At 39.7% G+C, this 24,828-nt stretch carries 14 protein-coding genes; 13 read left to right on the top strand and 1 reads right to left on the bottom strand.

From position 1 onward, the window contains the following. Window positions 1–3 precede the first annotated feature (3 nt). The 4 genes from KI375_RS00850 to KI375_RS00835 all read left to right on the top strand — a co-directional run bounded on the left by KI375_RS00850 (window position 4) and on the right by KI375_RS00835 (window position 9,905). Complete coding sequence (locus tag KI375_RS00850) at window positions 4–1,407, top strand: alpha-L-fucosidase (protein ID WP_212971669.1); 1,404 nt, start codon at window positions 4–6, stop codon at window positions 1,405–1,407. A 25-nt stretch (window positions 1,408–1,432) separates the two neighbouring features. Continuing rightward, entirely contained in the window at window positions 1,433–4,546 is a 3,114-nt protein-coding gene (locus KI375_RS00845) for an alpha-mannosidase (RefSeq protein ID WP_212971668.1), read from the top strand. A gap of 421 nt (window positions 4,547–4,967) precedes the next feature. Beyond that, window positions 4,968–7,502 carry a beta-mannosidase gene (locus KI375_RS00840; RefSeq protein ID WP_212971667.1) on the top strand — a complete coding sequence of 845 codons (2,535 nt, stop codon included), beginning with the start codon at window positions 4,968–4,970 and terminating at the stop codon, window positions 7,500–7,502. 168 nt (window positions 7,503–7,670) lie between these two features. After that, window positions 7,671–9,905, top strand: a complete 2,235-nt coding sequence (locus KI375_RS00835; protein ID WP_244852192.1) for a glycoside hydrolase family 3 N-terminal domain-containing protein — start codon at window positions 7,671–7,673, stop codon at window positions 9,903–9,905. Between the two features lie 279 nt (window positions 9,906–10,184). Here the strand turns inward: KI375_RS00835 and araC are convergent, their stop codons facing one another. After that, the gene (araC, locus tag KI375_RS00830; RefSeq protein WP_212971665.1) at window positions 10,185–11,015 is read right to left on the bottom strand and encodes an arabinose operon transcriptional regulator AraC; all 831 of its coding nucleotides are present in this window, start codon (window positions 11,013–11,015) and stop codon (window positions 10,185–10,187) included. 82 nt (window positions 11,016–11,097) lie between these two features. Here araC and KI375_RS00825 point away from each other — a divergent pair, with 82 nt between their 5' ends. From KI375_RS00825 to KI375_RS00785, 9 genes are all read left to right on the top strand, one after another. Then, window positions 11,098–11,922: a phytanoyl-CoA dioxygenase family protein gene (locus KI375_RS00825; RefSeq protein ID WP_212971664.1), complete on the top strand. Its 825-nt coding sequence runs from the start codon at window positions 11,098–11,100 to the stop codon at window positions 11,920–11,922. 232 nt (window positions 11,923–12,154) lie between these two features. Then, entirely contained in the window at window positions 12,155–13,576 is a 1,422-nt protein-coding gene (locus KI375_RS00820) for an alpha-L-fucosidase (RefSeq protein WP_212971663.1), read from the top strand. 214 nt (window positions 13,577–13,790) lie between these two features. After that, window positions 13,791–14,321, top strand: a complete 531-nt coding sequence (locus KI375_RS00815) for a GNAT family N-acetyltransferase (protein ID WP_212971662.1) — start codon at window positions 13,791–13,793, stop codon at window positions 14,319–14,321. Window positions 14,322–15,364: 1,043 nt separating this feature from the next. After that, complete coding sequence (locus KI375_RS00810) at window positions 15,365–16,981, top strand: extracellular solute-binding protein (protein WP_212971661.1); 1,617 nt, start codon at window positions 15,365–15,367, stop codon at window positions 16,979–16,981. A 243-nt stretch (window positions 16,982–17,224) separates the two neighbouring features. Beyond that, the gene (locus KI375_RS00805) at window positions 17,225–18,154 is read left to right on the top strand and encodes an ABC transporter permease (protein WP_212971990.1); all 930 of its coding nucleotides are present in this window, start codon (window positions 17,225–17,227) and stop codon (window positions 18,152–18,154) included. 30 nt (window positions 18,155–18,184) lie between these two features. Next, entirely contained in the window at window positions 18,185–19,081 is an 897-nt protein-coding gene (locus KI375_RS00800) for a carbohydrate ABC transporter permease (protein WP_212971660.1), read from the top strand. Window positions 19,082–19,222: 141 nt separating this feature from the next. After that, window positions 19,223–20,836 carry an extracellular solute-binding protein gene (locus KI375_RS00795; RefSeq protein ID WP_244852144.1) on the top strand — a complete coding sequence of 538 codons (1,614 nt, stop codon included), beginning with the start codon at window positions 19,223–19,225 and terminating at the stop codon, window positions 20,834–20,836. Window positions 20,837–20,928: 92 nt separating this feature from the next. After that, entirely contained in the window at window positions 20,929–23,334 is a 2,406-nt protein-coding gene (locus KI375_RS00790) for a glycoside hydrolase family 38 N-terminal domain-containing protein (RefSeq protein ID WP_212971659.1), read from the top strand. A gap of 649 nt (window positions 23,335–23,983) precedes the next feature. After that, window positions 23,984–24,709 carry a GntR family transcriptional regulator gene (locus tag KI375_RS00785; RefSeq protein ID WP_244852142.1) on the top strand — a complete coding sequence of 242 codons (726 nt, stop codon included), beginning with the start codon at window positions 23,984–23,986 and terminating at the stop codon, window positions 24,707–24,709. Window positions 24,710–24,828 lie beyond the last annotated feature (119 nt).

Here is a 24,828-nt window from a genome sequence, read left to right as displayed (position 1 = left end):
GGAATGAAGTTGACGAACATACATGATGAAATAAAAGAGACGGAACAGAAGGAAGAAGTTGAAAATGGTGTTCACCACTTTAGTAATGAAAAAGGTTGGGTGAAGCCGGAAGATCCAGCCCTTTTAGAGCAAGTGGAATGGTTTAAGGACCAAAAGCTCGGCTTTATGATGCACTGGGGTCCATATTCACAATTAGGATTAGTCGAGTCATGGGCACTAAGTGATGATGATGCTGACTGGTCACGGGAAGATATTGATTGGGAGTCAGATCCAGAAGTCTTTAAGCGCCAGTATGTGGACTTGAATAAAAGCTTCAACCCTGTTCGCTTCCAACCAGAGGAATGGGCTGAGTTAGCACAAGAGGGAGGGTTTAAATATTTCCTCTTTACGACGAAGCACCATGATGGCTTTTGTATGTGGGATACAAAGACAACAAATTATAAAATAACCGATCCAAGTTGTCCATTTCATACACATCAATATGCAGATATTGTTAAACATGCTTTTAATGCATTCCGGGACAAAGGATTACCAATCGCTGCCTATTTCTCTAAAGCGGATTGGCATACACCGACATACTGGGCACCGAATATGGAGCGGGGAACAGAAATGTGGAGGGGGCCTTCCTATGATCCCGAAAAGCATCCTGAATTATGGGAGAAATTCGTGCAATTCACACACGAGCAAATGCAGGAATTACTAACGAATTATGGACGAATTGAAGTACTTTGGTTAGATGCAGGCTGGGTATCTGCAAAGAGTAAGCAAGACATACGTCTTGGAGAAGCAGTGGAACGTGCCCGTGAAAAACAACCATGGCTGCTTTCTGCTGACCGATTAATTGGCGGTCCCTATGAAAATATTATCACGCCTGAGCAAGCAGTACCTGAAAAACCAATGGATGTACCATGGGAAAGCTGTATTACAATGGGATCAGCCTTTTCGTTTAGATATGAAGATGACTATAAGACAACAAGAGAATTGATTCATTTATTAATAGAAGTCATTTCGAAGGGTGGAAACTTAGCTTTAAATGTTGCCGCTCAACCGGATGGACGTCTGCCGCGGACAGCAATTAAAAGAATGAAAGAAATGGGCGCTTGGTTAAAGGTGCATGGTGAAGCTGTGTATGGCACAAGAATGTGCGCTCCTTACTTCCAAGGAAATAGTGCTTTCACCAAGAAAGACAACACGGTTTACTGTTTTTATATGTATGAGAATGAGGATACCCCTATAGAGCAGGAAATTTTTATTCCTTATCCTGAAAAAGTGAGCAGCGTAGAAATGGTTGATGGAGATAGAAAAGTAGACTTTAGTCAAACGGAAAAAGGTTTATCGATTATCTTGCCTGATTCTGAAAAAGGGCAAACAGCTCCAATCGCGCATGTCTTTCGTTTTACTGAATAGTGGGTACTGAAAGGAGTTGATATAAGTGTACGAGGTTCGACGATTTATCCAGCATTTACAAGATCATCTCGCTTTAGATTCCGTTGTCCTTGAGGAATGGAAAGCAAAGCGTGCAGAATATACTGAGCCTGTCCAATATACCTATAAAGACAAAGAGTCGGTCAAAATTAATATTGGAGATCATTTAATCGTTTCTGGTGAGACGATGTTTCTTGAAAGAGATATTACCGTTCCATTAGAATGGGCGGATAAATCTGTAGGATTAGAATTTTTAGTTGGTCAGCCTAATGTAAAAACAAACCATGAGGCTCTATTATCTATTGACGGGAAGCCCTATCATGGGATTGATCGTAACCGAAGTTTTGTACCGTTTCAGGAAATAAAGAAAGAAAAACTTACGTATCAAGTGCAAATCGAGTTATTTAACCCTGTTGCACAAGTTGTCGATCGACTGAACTTTCAAAATGAAGCGGCTGAACATAGCCCTGCTCCGTTATCGCTTTTACAGAGTAAACTCGTTTGTATGAATACTGCGGTGGAGAAACTTCTATATACCGTAAAAACTTATGATGAAGCGGCGAAGTTACTTCCAGATGGAGATTTAAGAAAATCTTCGATCATAAAAGCATTAACGACAGCAGCAGATAAAATTCAAAATGAATCTGCTGAACAATTAAGGAATCAGGAATGGGTTTACGCAATCGAAGCGGAATTACGAAAAGAATTGGACATGCCAGCAGATCCATCAGTTGGCAAAATACATATGGTTGGCCAATCGCATATTGATCTTGCTTGGCTATGGCCAGCTAAAGAGGCGGTACGGAAATGTTCTCGAACCTTTTCTACGATGAGCACCTTATTGGACCAGTTTCCAGAATTTGGTTATGTGCAAAGTCAACCACAAGCTTTTGAGTTTATGAAGGAACATTATCCTGTTATCTATGAGCGGGTGAAACAACATATTGCTTCTGGGAGATGGGAGCTTGTTGGAGGAATGTGGGTAGAACCGGACTTGAATATTCCTTCCGGAGAATCGCTTGTACGGCAACTTTTATATGGAATGAATTTTTATCAGAAGGAATTTGGCCTTAAGCCTCGTATTGAATGGCTTCCAGATACTTTCGGTTACTGTGCTTCCTTGCCACAATTATTGCAAAAAGCAGGACTTGAATATTTCATGACAACGAAAATGAATTGGAATGATACAAACCAATTTCCATATGATCTTTTCCATTGGGTAGGCATTGATGGGACAAGCATTCTCTCCTATTTAAATCATGGTGTGAATGAACATACACATCCAAAGGAAATCAAGGATCATTGGGATAGTTATAAGCAGAAAGCCGAACATCCAGAACAAATGCTATTGTATGGCCATGGGGATGGCGGCGGTGGTGTCACAAGAGAAATGATTCAGTATGTAGAACGCTCTGAAAATTTGCCAGGTCTGCCTAGTGCAACATTTGGTACCGCCCATGAATTCTTTGATGGAGTCAAAACGGCGAATCCTTCACTCCCTACCTGGCATGGCGATATGTATCTTGAACTCCATCGTGGAACCTATACAACTCAGGCTCATAATAAACGATGGAATCGAAAAGCAGAGGTTCTCTATCGAGATGCCGAACTTTGGAGTAGTTTTACTTCTAATTTGGGAGAAAGTCAATCGACTTTGCATGATGGTTGGAAGTTATTATTATTCAATCAATTTCATGATATTATCCCTGGCACTTCTATTCCAGAGGTGTATGTGAAATCGGCATCTGACTACAAGGAAATTTTCCAAATCGGTCACAAGATCAAGGATCAGGCTCTGCAAAGTTTGGAGACGCAAATCGACACAAACGGCGCTGGAATTCCGATTGTAGTTTTCAATAGTTTATCCTGGTCGAGGTCAGAAACAGTGATGATTCAAGGTGGAGCCGAATTGAAGACGATGGGGGCCTACGACGAACACGGAAATAGGTTAGAAAGTGACGCTCGCCTTTTAGGAGAGAATCAAGTGGAATGCTCTATCTATGTTCCAGCTATCCCAGAAATGGGCTACCGCACAATTTGGTTAAAAGAAAGCCGTTTACATGGCCAATTGGAAAGTTCTACTTTTGAAGGATACTGGGAGACCGAATATTATCAAATAGAATGGAATGACCAAGGAGAAATTTCCCGTTTATATGATAAACAAGCAGATCGGGAAATCGTAAAACCAGGAGAAACCGTGAATCAATTTCAATTTTTCCATGATCGCCCCCCTTTATGGGATGCATGGGACATCGACCCGCAATTTGATGGACAAGTAGCAGATCAAGTGAAATTACAAACGGTTGAAGTCATCCAAGAAGGTAAAACAAAGGATATTTTACGATTCAAATGGTCTGTATCGAACTCTTTTATTGAACAGGATATGATTCTGTACCATCATTCGCAACGCATCGATTTTGACACGCAGGTAGATTGGAAGGAAGAGCATAAACTATTGAAGGTGGCATTTCCTGTCGATATTTTAACAGATAAAGCAACGTTTGAAATTCCATTTGGAACAGTGGAAAGGCCGACTCATAATAATACAAGTTGGGAATCTGCTCAATATGAAGTATGTGGGCATCGATTTGCCGATTTATCTGAGGGGAATTATGGAGTCAGTCTCTTGAATGACTGTAAATATGGATATGACGTGAAAGGACATCTAATAAGACTATCGTTATTGCGTGCGCCGAAATGGCCTGATCCACAAGCAGATATAGGTCACCATCAATTTACCTATTCTCTTTACCCGCATCGTGGAAACTGGCGGGAAGCTAATATCACAAGAAGAGGGTATGAGTTAAATCATCCTGTTTCGGTTATCCAAACAGAAGCTCATACTGGTGATTTGCCAAGCCAGCATAGCTTCGTGAAAACTCAAGCCCAACATGTGGTGGTCGATACGATTAAACCAGCTGAAGACGAGAATGGATTGATTGTGAGATTATATGAAACGTCTGGTGGAAGAGAGCGAGCAACTTTGCAATTATCTCAACCTGTTGACACAGTAGAAGAGACAAATTTATTAGAAGAGCCTGTTGCAAATTTGAACATCACAAACGGACAGGTAGAAACAGACTATAAACCATATGAAGTGAAAACCATGCGCATTAAGTGAGTGTTCAAATAGACTCTCGGAATTTCAAGATGTAAATCCGCCGAATGACCAAAAGCTTACTGGGAATCGAGGCCCTTTTCAAAAAAGACATGCCAAAGAAGCGTCACAAGTGTATTTTAAAAAAAGAATGTTTTTGTAACATCGTCTACCAAGATAGTGCGTGGTTGATTTCCGCTACAGTTGCTCGCTTTCCGCGGGGCGGGCGGTGAGCCTCCTCGGCGTAAACGCCTGTGGGGTCTCACCTGTCCCGCAGATCCCGCAGGAGTCTCGCACTTTCGCTCCAATCAACCTTTACCAGGTTTTGTTTTTCTAAGCAACAATCCCTTGGAGTCCTTTTTTTCGAAGTGTCATTTTCATGGGACTACTTGAACACGCACTTTTGATTAGTGCGGGATAAAAAAATGAAATAGAGGAGATGCAAATGAACTATTCTATGAGTCTAGCAGAAGATTGGCGTTTTAGACAGAAAGGCGAGGGGGAATGGCTTCAAGCTAAAGTACCAGGGTCTGTCCATACTGATTTAAGGGCAAATCGCAAAATTGAGGATCCCTTTTATGGAAAAAATGAATTGGCTATGCAATGGATTGATAAGGAAGATTGGGAATATGAAACAATCTTTGATCTATCGGAAGAGCTATTTCAGCAAAAAAATCTGGAAATCCTCTTTGAAGGCTTAGATACGTATGCAGATGTTTATTTGAATGGTCAACGCATTCTATCTGCAGATAATATGTTTCGCACATGGAAGGCAGATATAAAGCCTTATGCGAAACAAAAGGAGAATCATTTGCTCGTATCTTTCCGATCTCCTATAAAAGAAGATCTTCCGAAGTTAGAAAAACTTGGCTATGATTTACCAGCTTCTAATGATCATTCAGAGGATGGAGGATTAGGCGAGAAGAGATTGAGTATTTTTTCGCGTAAAGCTCCATACCATTATGGTTGGGATTGGGGACCACGTTTTGTCACAAGTGGAATTTGGAAACCTGTACAAATCCAAGGTTGGACGGACATCCGTATTACAGACCTCTATATTCGCCAAGATCATGTTACAACTCAATTGGCACGATTGTCAGCAGAAATTGAAGTAGAAGCAGATCAAGATTGGACAGGAAAGGTACGGATTGCCACAGAAGAGCTTAGTTTGGAAAAAGAAGTATCGATCCAAAAAGGAAATCATACGATCGAGCTGGCATTAGAGCTTGAAAACCCTAAGCTGTGGTGGTGTAGAGGACTTGGAGAAGCAAACCTTTATCAATTTTTAGTCAGTTTCTCAAAGGCTGGTAAGGCGATTGCTGAAAAGAAAGTAAGAACAGGATTGCGTACGATTCGCTTAGTTAGAGAAAAGGATGAAGCGGGAAAGAGCTTTTACTTTGAATTAAATGGCGTTCCTGTCTTTGCTAAGGGTGCGAATCATATTCCAAATGATAGTTTCCTAACGGATATCTCCTATGAACGTTATCGTCATGAAATTGCTAGTGCCGCTGAATCAAATATGAATATGTTACGTGTTTGGGGCGGTGGCATCTACGAATATGACATGTTTTATGAATTATGTGATGAGTACGGAATTATGGTTTGGCAAGATTTTATGTTTGCCTGCAGCATGTATCCTGGAGACCAAGCTTTTCTGGACAATGTGAAGCGCGAAGCTGAAGAGAATGTAAAAAGATTGAGAAATAACCCTTCGCTTGCATTATGGTGTGGCAATAATGAAATGGATTCAGCATGGGCTCATTATATTGAAAACAGAGGATGGGGCTGGAAGGAAGCCCATACGCCAGAAATCCGCGAGAAGATCTGGGCTGATTATGAGGAAGTCTTTCATCATATTTTACCAAAAGCTGTTACGGAGCATTCACCTGCGGTCGATTATTGGCCATCCTCTCCTATGAGTGAATTAACAGGAGATGAGCACCAGCATGCAACGTACACATCAACAAGTGGTGATATGCATTATTGGGATGTATGGCATGGAGCGAAACCGTTAGAGGATTATAAAAAAGTCGTCGGCCGTTTTATGAGCGAGTACGGCTTCCAATCCTTCCCTGAGTTAAAAACGGTTCAAACCTATGCGGAAGAAACAGAGCTTGAATTAGAATCGCCAGTGATGCTTCATCATCAAAAAAATGGTCGCGGCAATCAACTTATTAAAGAGTACATGGATCAGTATTACCAAGAGCCAAAAGATTTCCCCGCATTTTTATATATGAGCCATATTCTCCAGGCAGATGCGATCAAAACTGCCATTGAAGCCCATCGTGCTCAAAAGCCTTATTGTATGGGGACTTTATATTGGCAAATGAATGATTGCTGGCCTGTTGCATCATGGTCCAGTATGGATTATTACGGAAGATGGAAAGCATTGCAATATACAGCTAAGAACAGCTACCAGGATGTTATGGTAATTTTAGATCAAGTGGATGAAGAGTTGAATCTTATGGTTGTGTCTGATCTTCTTCAAGATAGTGAAGGAAGACTGCATTTGACATTATACGACTTTTCAGGGGAAAAGCTTTGGACTTATGAGCAAGGGATTCAAGTGAAAAGCAATACAGTGACGATGATTGATAAGCTAGAAGTGAAAGATATCGTACAGAATCATAAAGCAAACAATGTTGTGTTACATGCTTCTTTGGAAACAAATGAGCAAATAATAGATCAAAAAGTACATTATTTTGCAAAAATGAAAGAAATAGACTTGGAGATACCGAATATTTCAGTCGAACAAGTGGAAGGTCACGACTACGCTTTCGTCCTGACGACTAATGTGTTAGCTAAAAATATTTGGTTGGATGCTGAAAAAGAAGGGATTTTCTCAGATAATTATTTTGATTTAATTCCGGGTATTCCAAAAAAGATCACATTTTCGGCGCGGGATAATGGTCAATCTGCCTTTGTGTTAGAAAAACCGGGAGCTATAACAGTCCAATCAATGGTTGATTTCGTAAAGTGAAACTGACATCGGGGGGGCTTCATCTCCTCTCTGATGGTGTGCGAGACTTACGAATGGAAAAATGCTCATAATGAATAATGTAAAATCAATTGAAATGGATGTGAGTTGGTGAAATATAAAGACACTTCAATCCCTATCGAGGAACGGGTAGAAGATTTATTGCAAAGAATGACAGTAAAAGAAAAGGTTGGCCAGCTTAATCAGAAGATGTATGGATGGGAAGCTTACAGAAAAACAGATAATGGTATTGAGCTAACAGAAGCGTTTAAAGAGCAAGTGGAATTGGGAGATGGTATGGGCGCGCTTTATGGCCTGTTTCGTTCTGATCCTTGGTCTGCCGTAACCTATGAAAATGGCATTCCTACTCATGAAAATGCAAAATGGGCCAATAAAATTCAACGCTATGTAATGGAGAATACCCGTTTAGGGATTCCTGTTTTATTATCGGAAGAATGCCCACACGGACATCAAGCCTTAGACGGAACCTTAATCCCGACAAATATTGGAGCGGGGAGCACCTGGAATCCGGAGTTGATGGCAGAAATCTATCAACATGTTGCGGCCGAGGTACGCTCAAGAGGCGCACATTTAGGTCTTATCTCCACATTAGATATTTTGCGTGATCCCAGATGGGGCCGATCGGAAGAATGTTTTAGTGAAGATCCTTATCTGGCTGCAAGAATGACAAATGCTGCTGTGAAAGGCTTACAAGGAGAAAGCAGAGAAGAATTAACCCAAGCTGATAAGATTGTCGCAGTATTAAAGCATTTTAGTGGTCAGGGAGAAGGACAAGGAGGCCATAATGCCGGTCCAGCCAATATTGGTGAAAGAGAATTAAGGGAAATCCACTTACCTGGAATGAAGGCTGGGGTAGAAGCTGGTGCACTTGGGTGTATGGCGGCCTATAATGAAATTGATGGGATTCCATGCCATGCAAATACAACTTTACTGACAGAAATCCTTCGTGAGGAATGGGGCTTTGAAGGCATCGTTATGGCGGACGGAGTGGCTGTTGATCGCTTGACTCAGCTTGCAGGAGATTATGAATCAGCCGCTGCTATGGCGCTCTCAGCAGGTGTTGATCTGAGCCTATGGGATACAGCCTTTACAACCCTAGAACAAGCCGTTGAAAAGGGAAAAACAACCGAGGATCTGATCGACCGTGCTGTGCGAAGAGTCCTTCATTTGAAATTTGCTCTCGGCTTATTTGATCAGCCCTATACAGATGAAGAAAAAGCGTTGCAGATAGTCGGAAATGAATCGTTTAGAAAAGCCAATCTTCAAGTCGCCCGTGAGTCGGCAGTATTGTTGAAAAATGAAGATCAGCTTTTACCGTTAAGCAAGCAAACGGGAAAAATTGCTGTGATCGGTCCGAATGCGGATCAAATTTATAATCAGCTCGGGGATTATACAGCTATTCAGCAGGATGGAAAAGGAAGCACGGTCCTTCAAGGAATAAAGGATATAGCTGAGGGAGACGTTACCTATGTAAAGGGTTGTTCTGTACGAGGTCATTCAAAAGAAGGCTTTCCTAAAGCGATCACTGCTGCTGAGAAATCGGATGTCGTAATTCTTGTATTAGGTGGCAGCAGTATGCGGAATTTTGATCTCGAATTTGATTCCAATGGAGCGGCAATTGTTTCTGGGAATCCGACCGATATGGATTGTGGAGAAGGCGTTGACTTAGCCGATTTAAGGCTTGGTGGCGTTCAAGAAGCTTTGGTCAAGGAAATCGCTGCAACCGGAAAACCGATTGTAACGGTCCTCATCCAAGGAAGACCACATGCAATCACTAATATTGTCGACGACTGTGAGGCCATTCTTTGCGGATGGTACCCAGGGCAAGAAGGAGGACAGGCCTTGGCTGAGATCGTATTTGGTGAAGTAAACCCAAGTGGAAAACTACCAGTCTCTTTGCCGCGTTCATCCAGCCAATTACCTGTATACTATAATCAGAAGGACCAAGGAAGAGAGCTACAATATATCGATTCACCTGGAACAGCGTTATTTTCATTTGGACATGGTCTAAGTTACACACAATTTGAGTTCAGTCATTTACAAATCAGTCCCACAAATATTTCAGTGGAACAAGTCAATGAAGGGGCGACTGTGGAAGTCCAAGTAGTTGTAAAAAATACAGGAGATCTAGCAGGTGCCGAAGTGGTACAATTATATATAAAAGATATGGAAGCAAGTATTACAAGAAGAGTCAAGGAATTAAAAGGATTCCAGAAGATCTGGTTAGAGCCAAATGAAGAAAAAATGGTGACATTGCAAGTAAAGAAGGAAGATTTAGCCATTTGGAATCGCGAAATGAATTTTGTGGTTGAACCTGGGAATATCAAAGTGATGGTAGGTGCAAATTCTACCAATACGTTGGAAACGACTCTGGCGTTGACATAATCCTGACTATACAGCGAAAGAAGTTAGACATAGAGGCTGAGGCAAAAGTAAAAATCAATTTTTAGCTCGAACAAAATAGCTGCTGTATCGGAGGAAATATACAAAGACTCCTGCGGGAGGGCGGCTAGTGACGATTACGTCCTGCGACACTAGAACATCGTGTTCGTTGCAAAGTCCTCAATGAAACCTTGCAGAGCGAAGCACGAGGAGAGTCATTAGCCACCCGCAGGTGAGTATACGTAACAACTCGACTTTAACTGCTTTTGTCCAACCTCTTTCTTAATTTCTAGCAGTTTGCGCCCTATAAGAAGTGGGACTGATGCCATAAACTCTAGAAAATTGTTGGCTGAAGTAACTGGTTGATTGGAATCCACATTCTTCGGCAATTTCTGTTATAGAGTGAGAAGTAAATTGAAGGAAACGTGTCGCGTGCTTTAAACGAATGGTGATTAGCATCTCAATGATGGACTGTCCAACCTCTTGTTTAAATAAATGAGCTAAGCGTGATGGGGATAAACAGGCCATCTTAGCTAGTTCGGCTATGGAATGGTGCTGATTATAATGATGTGTTAAGTATTCTACGATGTCTTGTATACGCGGATCTCGAATGTGATTATATGATGGATTGCTTTTCTGATAGATAAGTAAAATGATTTCTTCAAGCGCATTAAGTGCCAGTTCCCTAGAAATACGATTAAATGGTTGATTGTCTTCAATTAATCTAAAAAATGCAGTTGTCAGCCTATTTTGCAAGGCTGGTTGGTTTGCATGGATCGATAATAACCCTGTATCTCGTTCTGGTAATTGTAGCCATGGTTTCCAATCTAGACGAGGGATAAAATGGACCCAAAGAAAATCCCAAACCTCTTCTCTTCTTGTATAATAATGATGTGGTGTTCCTGGTTTTAATATAATAATATCACCAGATTGGCACATGAAATCAACATCTCCAATTTGGAAACCGCCTTTACCTTTCAGTGTGTAGGTAAGAAGCCAATCACGAGTCCCTTCTGAACGAACGGTTTCATACCCAAATGCTTTGGAAAAATGGCCTGAAACTTGGACATTAGGAAAATGATATGTAGCAGGATCATGATAATGATTAGCCATTTTCTGTATTCCTTTCGTTTTCTCCCTATTATACAATGCAAACGTAACCATTCCTATGAAAATATAAAATGGAGGGGACAGTATGGAGAAAAGTGTAGAAAGTAATATGTTAGATCAGCAACTTGTTCAGCAGTTTCACAATGAAGGGTTTGTGATCGCTAGAGGGCTTCTTACCGAGCAGGAAATCGATGATATAAAAAAGACAGCGATGAACATGCATGCTGGGGGTCCGATTAAGGGGTGTTTCGATCCTGTTCCAAAAGAGAAAGCTGACCAGGACCCATTAAAGCTTTATCCAAGGATGATCCATCCCCATAAAGTGAATGGCACACTGAAAGAGTATATGCTTCATCCGAATATCAAACAAGTCCTAGCAAATTTATTTAATGAGGAACCGCTTGCGGCTCAAAGCATGTTTTACTTTAAACCACCAGGCTCAAGGGGGCAGGCACTCCATCAGGACAATTTTTATTTGAAGGTTGAACCTGGGACTTGTATTGCCGCCTGGGTTGCGGTAGATGATGCAGACGAAGAAAATGGCGGGCTAGTTGTTGTTCCAAAAACGAGTGAACTGGATATTATGTGCCCGCATAAGGCAGATATTAAAGAGTCATTTACAGCTTTAGAAGTGGAGGTTCCCGAAGGTAAATCCGTCGAACAGTGTAATATGAAAGCTGGAGATGTGCTATTCTTTAATGGGAGTGTCATTCATGGATCTTATCCTAATCAATCAAAAGACCGTTTTCGCCGCTCGTTTATTTGCCATTATGTAGGAGAATCGACAAGTCGGATCGGCCATGGCTATGCGCCTCTATATCGATTTGACGGAACACCAGTCGACACGGATGCAAGTGCCGATGGTTTGCCCTGTGGCATTGACTGGGAGTATGAATTTGAATTACATTAACTGGTAGGTTGAAGTGTTTTTTCAAATAAATCATTTTATATTTGTTGTCAACCTTTCCAGTAATGCTTTAAATCAAGTATTGAACTGAAAACAACAGCTAAAATAGGAGCTGGGACATCATTAAAACGTTAAGCTCCAAGAACGAACAATGCATTACCTTAGCAGAATTCGGCTTTTTCTTTGATGAAAATGCTTACGTCCCAGCCTCTTTAACATGGAAGGGGAGATAACAATGGAAGAGATTATTCATTATGCAGCTCATGTACAACCGACAGAAAGACAAGTGAAGCATCAAGAACTTGAGTTTTATGGCTTTATTCATTTTGGTATTAATACCTTTACCAATCAGGAATGGGGGAGCGGAAAAGAGGATCCTGCCATTTTCAATCCTGAAGAACTGGATGCGGAACAATGGGTAAAGGCCTGTAAAAGCGCTGGAATGAGAGGACTAATTCTCACATGTAAACATCATGATGGCTTCTGCCTATGGCCAAGTGAGTATACGGATTACTCAGTGAAAAGCAGTCCGTGGAGAAACGGTGAAGGCGATCTTGTGAAAGAAGTATCAGAGGCCTGTCAAAAAGAAGGCTTGAAATTTGGGGTTTATTTATCCCCATGGGACCGCCACGAGCATACATATGGAGATTCTCCTCGCTATAATACATATTTCAAGAATCAATTACGAGAGCTATTAACGAATTACGGTGAGATTTTCAGTGTTTGGTTTGATGGTGCTTGTGGAGAAGGGCCAAATGGAAAACGCCAACAATATGATTGGGATTCGTATTATGACCTTGTGCGCCAATTGCAACCAAATGCCAGCATGTCTGTATGTGGACCAGATGTGCGTTGGTGTGGAAATGAAGCAGGACATTGTCGAGAATCGGAATGGAGTGTCGTTCCAGTTGAATTAAGAGAAACAGAAAAAATTGCTGAAGAATCTCAACAAACGGATGATCGCGCATTTGCTAAAAAGTATGAGGCGGTTGATCAGGATTTGGGAAGTAGAAAGGTGATTCAGCAGGCAGATGAACTGATTTGGTATCCAGCAGAAGTCAATACATCCATTCGGCCAGGTTGGTTTTACCATGCTTCAGAAGATGACCAGGTTAAATCTTTAGATGAATTGCTACATGTTTATTATGGATCCGTTGGTGGTAACGCCATGTTCTTATTGAATTTACCACCAGATAAACGCGGCCTTATTCACGAAAATGATGTCAAACGTTTAGGAGAACTGGGCGATCGGATTCGCGAAATATTTCAAGAAAATTTGGCGACGGAGGCGACAGCAACTGCAACAGAAGAACAAAGCGGACATGAAGCAAATGCCATGTTTGATGATAATAAAGATACTTTTTGGGCTCCTGAAGAAGGAACTGAACAAGCCCAGATTGAAATTGATCTACAAGAGGAACAGGTATTTGATCATATTGTTTTGCAGGAATATCGTTACGGGCAGCGAGTTGAAAAATTTGAACTCGAATATAAAGCTGGTGATAAGTGGAAGCCATTGTTTACTGGAACGGTGATTGGCTATAAGCGTATTTGCCGTTGCGATGAGACAAAAGCTCGCTTTATTCGACTCACGATTTCAGCATCAAGATGGTGTCCACAGATTTCTTCCTTTGCAGTTTATAATAGTAAATCATAAGGAATATGACTATGGCTGTTATAAAAGTTATTCAATGACTTTTATAACAGCCTATTTCTTGTGACCTAGTAAATTATAAGTGGATAACTGTTTACGTAGTGGTTTGACATCCAAGTTGAAGTAATGGCAGTTACGTTTAGGAGATAATATTAGTAAAATAAGCTTAGGTGCCTGTAATTCAACTATTCATTATGGTTTTTAGGAGGGGGTATCCATGCTTACAATAAGTGTTATACAAATTGGAGATGTCTTACCTGGGATGCTAGATTCTTTTGAACGTTTTCAAAGAACAACAAGAGTGCTATTCAATGATCAGGGAACATTGATTGAGAACGAGGATTTGTTTGAAGACAATTGGACCTTGGAAAAGAAACGACAGATTGTCGAGCATTTTAGACAAACGATTAAAAAAGGCGGTGTTGTAGTAATTGCAAAACAAGAGGAACAATTGATTGGATTCGCTGTTATTGAAGCAGTGCCATTTGGAAGCGAGTCTATTTATCGAGAGTTATCTTTTCTCCATGTAACTCGGCCCGCCCGAGGACAGAAGATTGGTGAGTATCTTTTTCTTAAGGCAAAAGAAGCTGCGAAATTATTAGGTGCAGAAAAACTGTATATAGGTGCGCACCCATCAGTGGAAACTCAGAATTTTTATCATAAAATGGGTTGTGTTCTAGCGGCAGAGATAAATGAGTGTATTTATAAACGAGAAATTAGTGACATTCAATTAGAGGTGACGTTATAGCAAGTGGACTTATTAAGCTGATGGGCAGTTAGTTTAAGAACAGGCTGCAATCGGTACAATTATCACTCATAAAAGAACTCTCCAGATCAGATGCGGAGGGTTCTTACATTTTTACCCATGTCAGCTGTGTTGATATTACTCCTAATAAACATTTTTAAGCGAAGATATGACAAAGCATGTAAAGCGTTCTGGCAGTAGGCGTTTAAAAAGACAATTTTACACGTTGGGGTGTGATATAATGTCATGACAAAGGGACATTATAGTATAGGAGGTATATCATGTATATTCTTTTTCGAAAATACAGGTAAGGAAAAGAGCAAGCAGCTGTTATAAAGAGGTCATAGACATGTATTCACACCTGAGCCAATGTCATAACAATAGAATGATATAATACTATGAACGAAAGCAGGCTGTTAGAATAGGTCGTCAAACGTTGAATCCAAGTTATACCAAACGTGCATTTGAACAACTTTATTCATCTCAAAAAATATAGAATGGTCAAATGAATGTTAGGGATGAGCAGTAGCTCCACTTTCATTGAAAAAGGTAAGATCGTAACAAAATATGGTTTGCCGGCAGATGGCGTGAATTATCAAAACTGATCTTTAGATGGAACGATCGAAGATTACTTATTTGTAAACGATTTGAAAACGCTTGCCAGGAAAATGAACATGAAAGAAGCGAATGGATTAGCACCCTCCCAAGTTTCGCAAAAGGGGCATAAAATTCAATTACTTCATTAGAACGGCTGTAAAACGCAATGTACAATCCTTCCAAACAGATTGTATTGTTTTTCGGTGGATAAATTCTGGGAAGCATATGGTGGCGGATGGAGCCGGGACAACCATTAGCAATAAAGATAAAGGGAAGTGAGAATAGAACGCTTAGTACATGTAAAGGTTTAGTGTTTTTAATCTCGTCATTATAAGGCTGTATATAAATGATATTACTTCTAACGGTTTTGAAAATACGAAATATTCGGTATCTAGGATGCTACTGTGTTCTTTAGATATATAAAGAATTCTACATTTAGGAGGAGTAAGATGAAAAAGCTCTCATGGTTAATATTGGTTTTGCTTCTAACTTTTTCAATGATATTGACAGCTTGTACTGGTGGCGATTCCGAAAAAACAAGCAAAGAAAGTGATAAAACAAAAGATGGTAAGTTATCGTTACACTTTATGAAGAGAGGTTTTGGCAGTATTCACCCGCCAGCAGATGAGTTATGGATGTGGAAAAAGATGGAGGAAATGACAGGGATCCACATCGATTGGGAGGAAGTTCCCGATGAGAGCAGAGGAGAGAAAAAGAATGTCATCATGTCATCCAAGGAATTACCGGACGCATTCTATGGATCTTTCGGTTTTTCAGCAGACGAGGTAGCAAAATATGGACAAGAGGGTTTATTTATCCCGCTTGAAGATTTGATCGAAGAGCATGCACCAAACTTAACCGCATTATTTGAAGAGAATCCATCTATTAAGCAAGCAGTTACAATGCCAGATGGACATATTTATTCTCTACCGTATGTAGATTTTTCAGGTCCAGAACGTTCTTTAAGATATAACATTAATGCAAAATGGTTAGAAAACATTGGGATTGATGATCCTACATCAATCACAACATTAGATCAATTTACGGATGCACTTCGTAAATTTAAGTCAGAAGACGCCAATGGCAATGGAGATGCCGACGATGAGGTCCCGATTTCCATAGCGCCGGGTCAAATTGGTATGTTCGAGGAACAAATGCTTGGAGCCTTTGGCATGGGCAATGGTGGTCTAAAGGCTGCTGGAATGAAGCTATATTTAGATGAAAATGATGAGTTACAACTGACGCTTACAGATGATAAGTTCAAAAGTCTATGGTCATATTTTAATATGCTGTGGGAGGAAGACTTATTCCACCCGCAAACATTTTCTGATATGGAATATGAAGAATGGGTAACAGAAGGTACTCAAGATAAAGTTGGCGTCTTTTCATGGGCAGTTCCTGACTACCTTGGCAGTAAGGTTGCAGAGAACTTTGTTGGATTGCATGCCTTTGAAGGAGAAAATGGTGACAGGGTATTAAATTGGATTGATCATCCAGCCCGTGGTACTGCTCAGTTTATGATTACGAAAGATAATCAGAGTCCTGAAGAAACAATTAAGTGGGTAGATTTCTTCTACGGTGAAGAAGGTTCTAATTTTGGCTACTTCGGAATCGAAGGGGAAACATATGAAATGGTAGATGGAGCACCACTCTATAGTGATGAGATTTTAAACTATGATGGTGGTGTGCAATTAGGAGCATTCCAATTTGTGGATAACGTGTATGGTGCATTCTATCCATACGTTGAACCGGAACCAGAATGGCGTGCAAAAGCTAGAGGGGTAGAAATTGATGATATATATAACGCAAATACTGAAGAAATTGAAGCATTAGAACCAGAAACCATCCTACCACAATTCCAAAGTACTGCGGAAGAAAGTGCCGAAATCTCTGCCATCATGACAGATATTGACACATATGTCGAGGAGATGCGTGCAAAGTTCGTAACAGGTAAGGCTGATATCGAAACGGGTTGGGAAGAGTATGTAAACAGCTTGAAGAAAATGGGGATTGATCGTTATTTAGAAATCAGACGTTCCCAATATGAAAGAATTCAAAATCAATAATCCAAATCCTTTGAAAGTCTAAAGGCTTAGTATATTAATCCTGATGTAACCGTCCATAAGCCCCCTGCTTTCAAACTATGAGACTCCAAAGAAGCCCAAGCGGGGGATAACGGGCGATTAGTCAAAGTTTCTATCTAAGAAGGATTTTGGAAGGTGGTGAAAGACAAATCAAAATATAAACATAGTAGAAAAAGAGGAGGGAATTACGTGAAAAAGCAACAAACTGTTAGTCAAACGCCACTAATGAACGTTCAAAATAAAAGTCGTTTACAAGAAGTGAAGAAGAAGCTTAAAAAGAATATTCCGCTGTACATCATTATCGCACCAGCAATCATTTATTTTATCATTTGGCACTATTGGCCGATGTATGGGGTAATCATTGCCTTTAAAAACTTTTCACCTGCATTGGGGATATTTGACAGTCAATGGGCTGGATTGGCTCACTTTGAACGATTTTTTAATTCCTTCCATTTTTGGCGGCTTTTGAAGAATACGTTAGGGCTGAGTATTTATAGTTTAGTAGTCAGTATACCTGCACCTATTATTCTTGCATTATTGTTTAACGAGCTAAGATCAAAGGTTTTTAGGAATGTCGCACAAACAATCGCTTATGCGCCTCACTTTCTATCAGTCGTGGTCGCAGTAGGAATTTTATTTTTCTTCATTTCACCTAATAACGGCATAATCAACGCGATTATTGAAACATTTGGAGGAAAACGTATTGACTTTCTAGCGAATCCAGATAATTTTTGGCATATCATGGTATGGTCAGGAACCTGGCAAGGGGTTGGATGGGGATCGCTTATCTATACAGCTGCAATGGCAGGAATCCCACAGGATCAATATGAAGCAGCCTATATTGATGGAGCGAGTAAACTGCGGAGGATATGGCATATTACCCTGCCAGGAATACGCCCAACCATTGTCATTCTTGCCATCTTAGCAGTTGGAGGAATAATGGGTTCAGACTTTCAAAAAATCTTACTACTTCAAAATGGACTAAACTTGGAAATGTCAGAGGTTATCGCAACCTATGTTTATAAGAGTGGTATTGTCGAAGCCCAATATAGTTTCTCAGCAGCCGTAGGATTATTTAATAATGTAGTAGGCTGTATCCTTCTCATTACAGTGAATTGGATTGCCAAAAAGGTAAACGAGACGAGTCTTTGGTAATGCATGTGTTTGCAGAAAGGGAGTGGCATTATGTTGAATCAAGTTAAGAGGACAACAGGCGAAAAAATATTGGATGGTTTTATTCTCATAGCAGTCATCCTGATCCTATTCATGTTTTTGTATCCGTTGGTCTTTGTGTTATTTGCTTCGTTCAGTGATCCGAGGTTAATTTATGAAAGTCCACTACTTATTTGGCCCAAGGGCTTTAATGTAACAAGTTATATAGAAGTCTTTAAAAACACGGAGATTTGGATTGCTTTTAAAAATACAATTATCTATACAACGATAGGAACAGTTATAAATATTGTTATGACAATCTTAGGGGCTTATCCATTATCGAGAGATCGCTTTTATGGAAAGAATCTTATTACATTCTTTATAGTACTGACGATGTTCTTTAGCGGTGGATTAATCCCGCTCTATCTCGTAAACCAACAACTAGGATTAATGAATACAATGTGGGCACTTGTTCTTCCACCAGCAATTAGTGTTTTTAATCTCGTTATTATGAGGACGTATTTCCAAACAAATCTTCCAAAGGAAGTAGAGGAAAGTGCCTTTATGGATGGTGCTTCGGAATTTCAATTGCTATATAAAATTGTATTACCCCTTTCTACCCCAATCGTTGCCGTATTGATATTATTCTATGGGGTAGCGCACTGGAACTCCTACTTTGAAGCTTTAATTTATTTAACAGATCGAGGGAAATTTCCATTACAACTTATTTTAAGGGAGATTTTGGTGCAAAACTCGATGGAACAAATGCTTCAAACAACGGTGGATGCAGGGTATGCAGACCGAATGATTGAAAAACAAAGCTTGAAATATGCAGTAGTAATCGTATCAACCTTACCTTTGTTAATTCTATATCCATTGTTATCGAAGTTTTTCGAAAAGGGCATTATGGTGGGATCATTGAAAGGATAGGTTTATCAATAAAGGGACTGCTTGTCAAAAATTACCGTAAGTAGACAACGTCAAATTTCTTGAAAGAATAAAAAACTTGATATCCCGGATGCGACTGCATTCTTCAGATATAAAAAGAATTTTCCATTTAGGAGGAGTGAGATGAAAAAGCTCTCATGGTTGGGATTGGTTTTGCTTCTAACTTTTTCAATGATACTGACGGCTTGTAGCAATGAGAATTCTAAAGCTAGTAAGGAAGGTGATGAGACAAAAGATGGTAAGTTATCGTTACACTTTATGAAGAGAGGTTTTGGCAGTATTCATCCACCCGCAGATGAGTTATGGATGTGGAAAAAGCTGGAGGAAATGACAGATGTCCACATCGAATGGGAGGAAGTCCCTGATGAAAGCAGAGGAGAGAAAAAGAATGTCATCATGTCATCTAAGGAATTACCGGATGCATTCTATGGAGGATTCGGCTTTTCGACAGATGAAGTAGGAAAATATGGACAAGAGGGTTTGTTTATCCCACTTGAAGACTTGATCGCAGAGCATGCACCAAACTTAACAGCATTATTTGAAGAAAATCCATCCATTAAGCAAGCAGTTACAATGCCAGATGGGCATATTTATTCTTTACCGTATGTAGATTTCTCAGGTCCAGAGCGTTCTACAAGGTATTACATTAATAAAAATTGGTTAGCAAACATAGGGATTGACGATCCTACGTCCATTACAACACTAGACCAATTTACGGATGTACTTCGTAAATTTAAATCAGAAGATGCTAATGATAATGGGGAGGCCGATGACGAGGTTCCGCTTTCATTAAAACCAGGTGGAATTGGAAGCTTCGAAATACAAATGCTTGGCCCTTTTGGTATGGGAGAGGGTGGTCTAAAGGCTGCTGAGATGAAGCTTTATTTAGACGAAAATGGCGAATTACAATTGACACTTACAGATGATAAGTACAAAGAACTATGGTCATACTTTAATATGCTTTGGGAGGAAGAATTATTCCACCCGCAAACATTCTCTGATATGGAATATGAGGAGTGGGTAACGGAAGGCTCTCAAGATAAGGTCGGTGTTTTCGCCCATCCAGGTCCTGATTATCTTGGCAGTAAAGTTGCAAACAACTTTGTCGGATTCCATGCCTTTGATGGACCAAATAGTGACAGAGTTTTAAACTGGATTGACCACCCTGCTCGTGGTACTACTCAGTTTATGATTACAAAGGATAATCAACATCCGGAAGAGACGATTGAATGGGTCGATTTCTTCTATGGCGAAGAGGGTTCTAATTTCGGTTTCTTTGGAATTGAAGGAGAAACATATGAAATGGTGGATGGGGCACCACTTTATAATGATGAAATTTTAAACTATGATGGGGGTATTCAATTAGGAGCATTCCAGTTTGTGGATAATGTTTATGGTGCATTCTATCCATATGTTGAGCCAGATCCAGAATGGCGTGTAAAAGCAAGAGGATTAGAAATTGATGACATATATAAAGTAAATACTGAAGAAATTGAAGCATTAGAACCAGAGACCATCCTACCTCAATTCCAAAGTACTGCGGAAGAGGGTGCTGAAATTTCCGCCATCTTGACAGATGTTGAAACATATGTTGAAGAGATGCGTGCAAAGTTTGTAACAGGTAAGGTCGATATCGAAACAGGCTGGGAAGAGTATGTAAACAGCTTGGAAAAAATGGGGATTGATCGTTACTTAGAAATCAGACGTGCTCAATATGAAAGAATTCAAAATCAATAATCCAAGTACTTTGATAAGGGTAAGTGAGGATGGAATATTAGCAAATGTAAGGGCTTAGTATATTCAGCAAAAAAATGACAGGTGGGCTTAAGATGAAAAAGAAATGGAAGCTATATTTAATTCAACACTCGCATACTGATATTGGCTATACAGATCGCCAAGAGAAAATTGAAAGACATCATGTGGATTATATTAAATCAGCTATTGATAGTATAGACGCAATCGAAAATGGTACGAAAAAAGAGTGGGAAGGCTTTAAATGGACTTGTGAGAATTTTTGGCAAGTGGAACAGTTTCTTGAAAACTGTAATGAAGAATATAGACAGAAATTCAAAAAGTATGTGCAAGCAGGATTTATTGATATTTCCCTCACTTATTTAAATATGACGGAATTAGTAGATAATGAGATTTTGGATCAAAAGTTTCAAAAGGGAAGGGAATACGCGGAAACGAACCAACTTGATCTAAATTCTGCTATGACGGCAGATATTAACGGTTTTTCTTGGGGGTATGCTGAAACCTTATATAAAAATGGGATCGTTAATTTGTTTACATGCGTCCATACGCATCATGGGATGTTTCCTTTATATAAAAAGCAAATTCCTTTTTGGTGGGAAACACCGAAAGGCCATAAGATTTTAGTTTGGAATGGGGACCATTACCATATGGGGAACCAATTTATGCTTATTCCAAATAGCTATCGAATCAATAAAGGTTCAGCAACAGTGACAACCTCTGATCAAATGGATATTGCAGAAGAGCGAATCTTTACGTACCTAGAAAACTTAGAAGAAGAAGATTATCCATTTGATTTCATTCCTAATATGATTTCGGGAATTGGGACGGATAATTCACCTCCTAATCCGCGGTTAATGGAAATGATTCATAAATGGAATGCGAAGCATGGTGAGCAAGTGGAAATTGAACTGATCACATTGAATGAGTTTTTTCAGTTCCTGCGTAAGCAAGCTATCGATATTCCAACCTATTCAGGTGACTGGACAGACTGGTGGGCAGATGGAGTTGGCTCTACACCAGCACCAACAAAAATATACCGTGATGCACAACGCAAATATCACTTATCGAAAAAATTAGATCCAGAGGATAAGTTAGGGAAGCGGCAATTTTTAAAAGAGGCTGAATATCAGCTAATGTTATACGCAGAACACACTTGGGGTTACAATTCTTCCGTAAGAGAACCATGGAATACATTGGTTAATGATTTGGATTTTCGAAAAGCTGCATATGCGACCAACGCCAATCGACTTATATCGGAAAATTTAGATGAGGTATTAAGCAATCTCGGAGAAGTTGCCCATCAAATAGACAGAAAGCAGTTCTTTAAAGTTGTCAATCCTCATCATAATCGAGTGACTGATTATACATCTATTCAAATGAAGAATTGGGAGCATATTGATGGGGCTTATTTAGATAACTCTATTGAAGTTGTAGATTGTCAAACGAATGAAGTGCTAGATTCACAGCTTACATCTATCTCTAGAGGGAACCAGATTGAATTCGCTATTACATTAGATCCTAAGGAAGAAAGAATCGTTAAATTGCGGAGAGGGAAAGCCCCGCAAAAGAAAATGGTCGTGAACCATGCTGGGGTGGCAGATTTAGCCGCATATCCTGGATATGAAAAGATGGCGAATACGCATATTATGGAAACAAATGATTATAAAATCACGTTTAATCATAGCTCAGGAATTGAATCATTTGTTCATAAGCGGAGCGGAGAGGAATTAATTCATCCAGATGCCCCCTATGCACCGTTTGCTGGTGTTTATGAAAAAACGCCAATTCAAACAGATCCTAGTACAGAAAGAAGAGTGATGGGACTCAATCGCAAAGGAAGATTATCAGAGCGTCATGAAGCAAGCTTGAAAAATATGAAAGTAATAGAAGATGGAAAACTGTTTACATCGATTAAAATGGATTTTTCATTGGCCGGAACGGAAATGTATAATGTGGTCTTAAAGGTGTATAAGGATATGCCGAAAATTGGCGTTAATGTAAGGATTCAAAAGCAAAATGAGTGGGCTCCTGAAAATCTTTATATCCCACTTCCATTTAGTTTAGGGGAAGCAAGCGAGCTATTTGTCGAGAAGACAGGAAACGTATTCAGACCGGCGATTGATCAGTTGCCTGGTACCAATACCGAGTTCTACCTGCTGCAGAATGGATTAGCATTTAAAGATGAAGAACAAGCCCTACTTGTTGCGATCAAGGACACCCCATTAATCACTTTAGGGAATTTGGATCATCATGAAATTGAATTGTGTAATGAAAACACCCATAAGAAAAATAAGGATCTTGTCTACTCTTGGGTGATGAATAACTTTTGGGAAACCAACTTTAAAGTAGATTTATCCGGTTTTTATGAGTTTGACTATCAGCTTTATTTCGATTCAGAGAAGCAAAGTCCGGAGCAGCTGCTTGAGAAGTGCCAAGAGTTAAACGAAGGACTAGTTACCTTTCCAGTTAACCCTGAATAAGGACGGAATCATCTTATAAAGAAGAAACTACATGTTGTCTTTAAGACGCCTTTAGATATTTGGTTTTATCACCTAGATGAAAAGGTGATACTGATCTTTTCGATTATATTCCACAATGTATAGAGGATGAACTTTCCAGCTTGGTATGAGGGAGATATGGACTATCTTTTGAAAGCGGAATTGGCCATTCGTTAGAAGGACTTGTTGAACGAGGGGAAGAGATTCTCAAAAATATTTCAGGAGCATCCATTTCTCCCTCAAAAGGAAGGGTCTCACGTAAATAACCTACGGCTAAAATTGTCGTAGGTTATTTGGTCCTTAGCTCTATGCTCCGCAGCTAATTATAAAATTTGGCTATACCTTAATAAGAATATTGGCCCCGCAGTCAAAACCAGAAGGAACCTTTTGCCGTACTAATTTTGCTCCATTAGCAGCTTTGGATTTAGCTGATGAATCTGTATTTGTATTCTTATCGTATATGTAATAAGAAGTTAATGTTAGGGCCATTTTTATAAGATTTCTGTTCGTAAACATTACGTTTGGCTTGGCCACTATAAGTGTTTATATGAAAGGGAATAGAAGTGCTTGACTTATCAAATGAAACGAAAGAGACTAGTGATAAGTACAAATAGAAAGCAGTGAGTCTATAATGAAAATATACAATCAAGCGGCTTATCCATTATATGCGCAAATTGCCGACGATATGCGTTTGCATATTCAAACAGAGAAATGGCCGGAAGGTGAGCGAATTCCTACAGAAATGGAGCTGTGTGATATCTATCATGTAAGTAGGATCACGATTCGGAAGGCAATTGATGAATTAATGAAGGAAAACTTGCTCGTACGCATTCGATCAAAGGGTACATTTGTCAAAGATACATTTCAAGAGGAAGATCATTTTACAATTATTAAGGGATTTACCCAAGAACTACAGGAGCGCGGGAAGCTTGCAAAGACAGTAGATGTAGAGGTGAAAATAGGGCATGCGAATAAACGTGTGGCTAAGTTTTTAAATATTGAAGTTGGAAGCGAAGTGCTGGTCTTAAAGCGAGTACGGGGAGATGAAGATTCTATTTTTGCTTTCTTTGTCACCTATATTGCCTATGATCGCGAATATTCTTTAGATGCCAAGGACTATTATTCCTCTTTCTACGCCTATTTGAAGACAAAGAACATTAGCGTAAATCAGGAAAGGGAGTATGTTGAGGCTATATCGCCCAATCGTGAAGTGCAAAGAAAGTTAAAAATAAAGGAATCTGAACCTGTCTTGAAAAGAGTTCGTTTTACTTCACAAGCTTCCGAAAATTTTTACGAGTATACAGAATGTTTTTATATCGGAAAAAAATACCGTTACTATTTAGATTTTCGTGAATAAAGGATGATCACTTAAGATTGTGAACCATATAAAAAACTAGATCCATCGATCCGAAATCTATAACAAAGTCCGTTAAGCTTGCTCGGATGATGCTTCTAAAAAGACAATTTTTGTTATTA

The organism is Bacillus sp. J14TS2, assembly GCF_018333015.1.
GTDB lineage: Bacteria > Bacillota > Bacilli > Bacillales > Bacillaceae_C > Lederbergia.
This window is presented reverse-complemented; position numbering and strand designations above follow the sequence as displayed.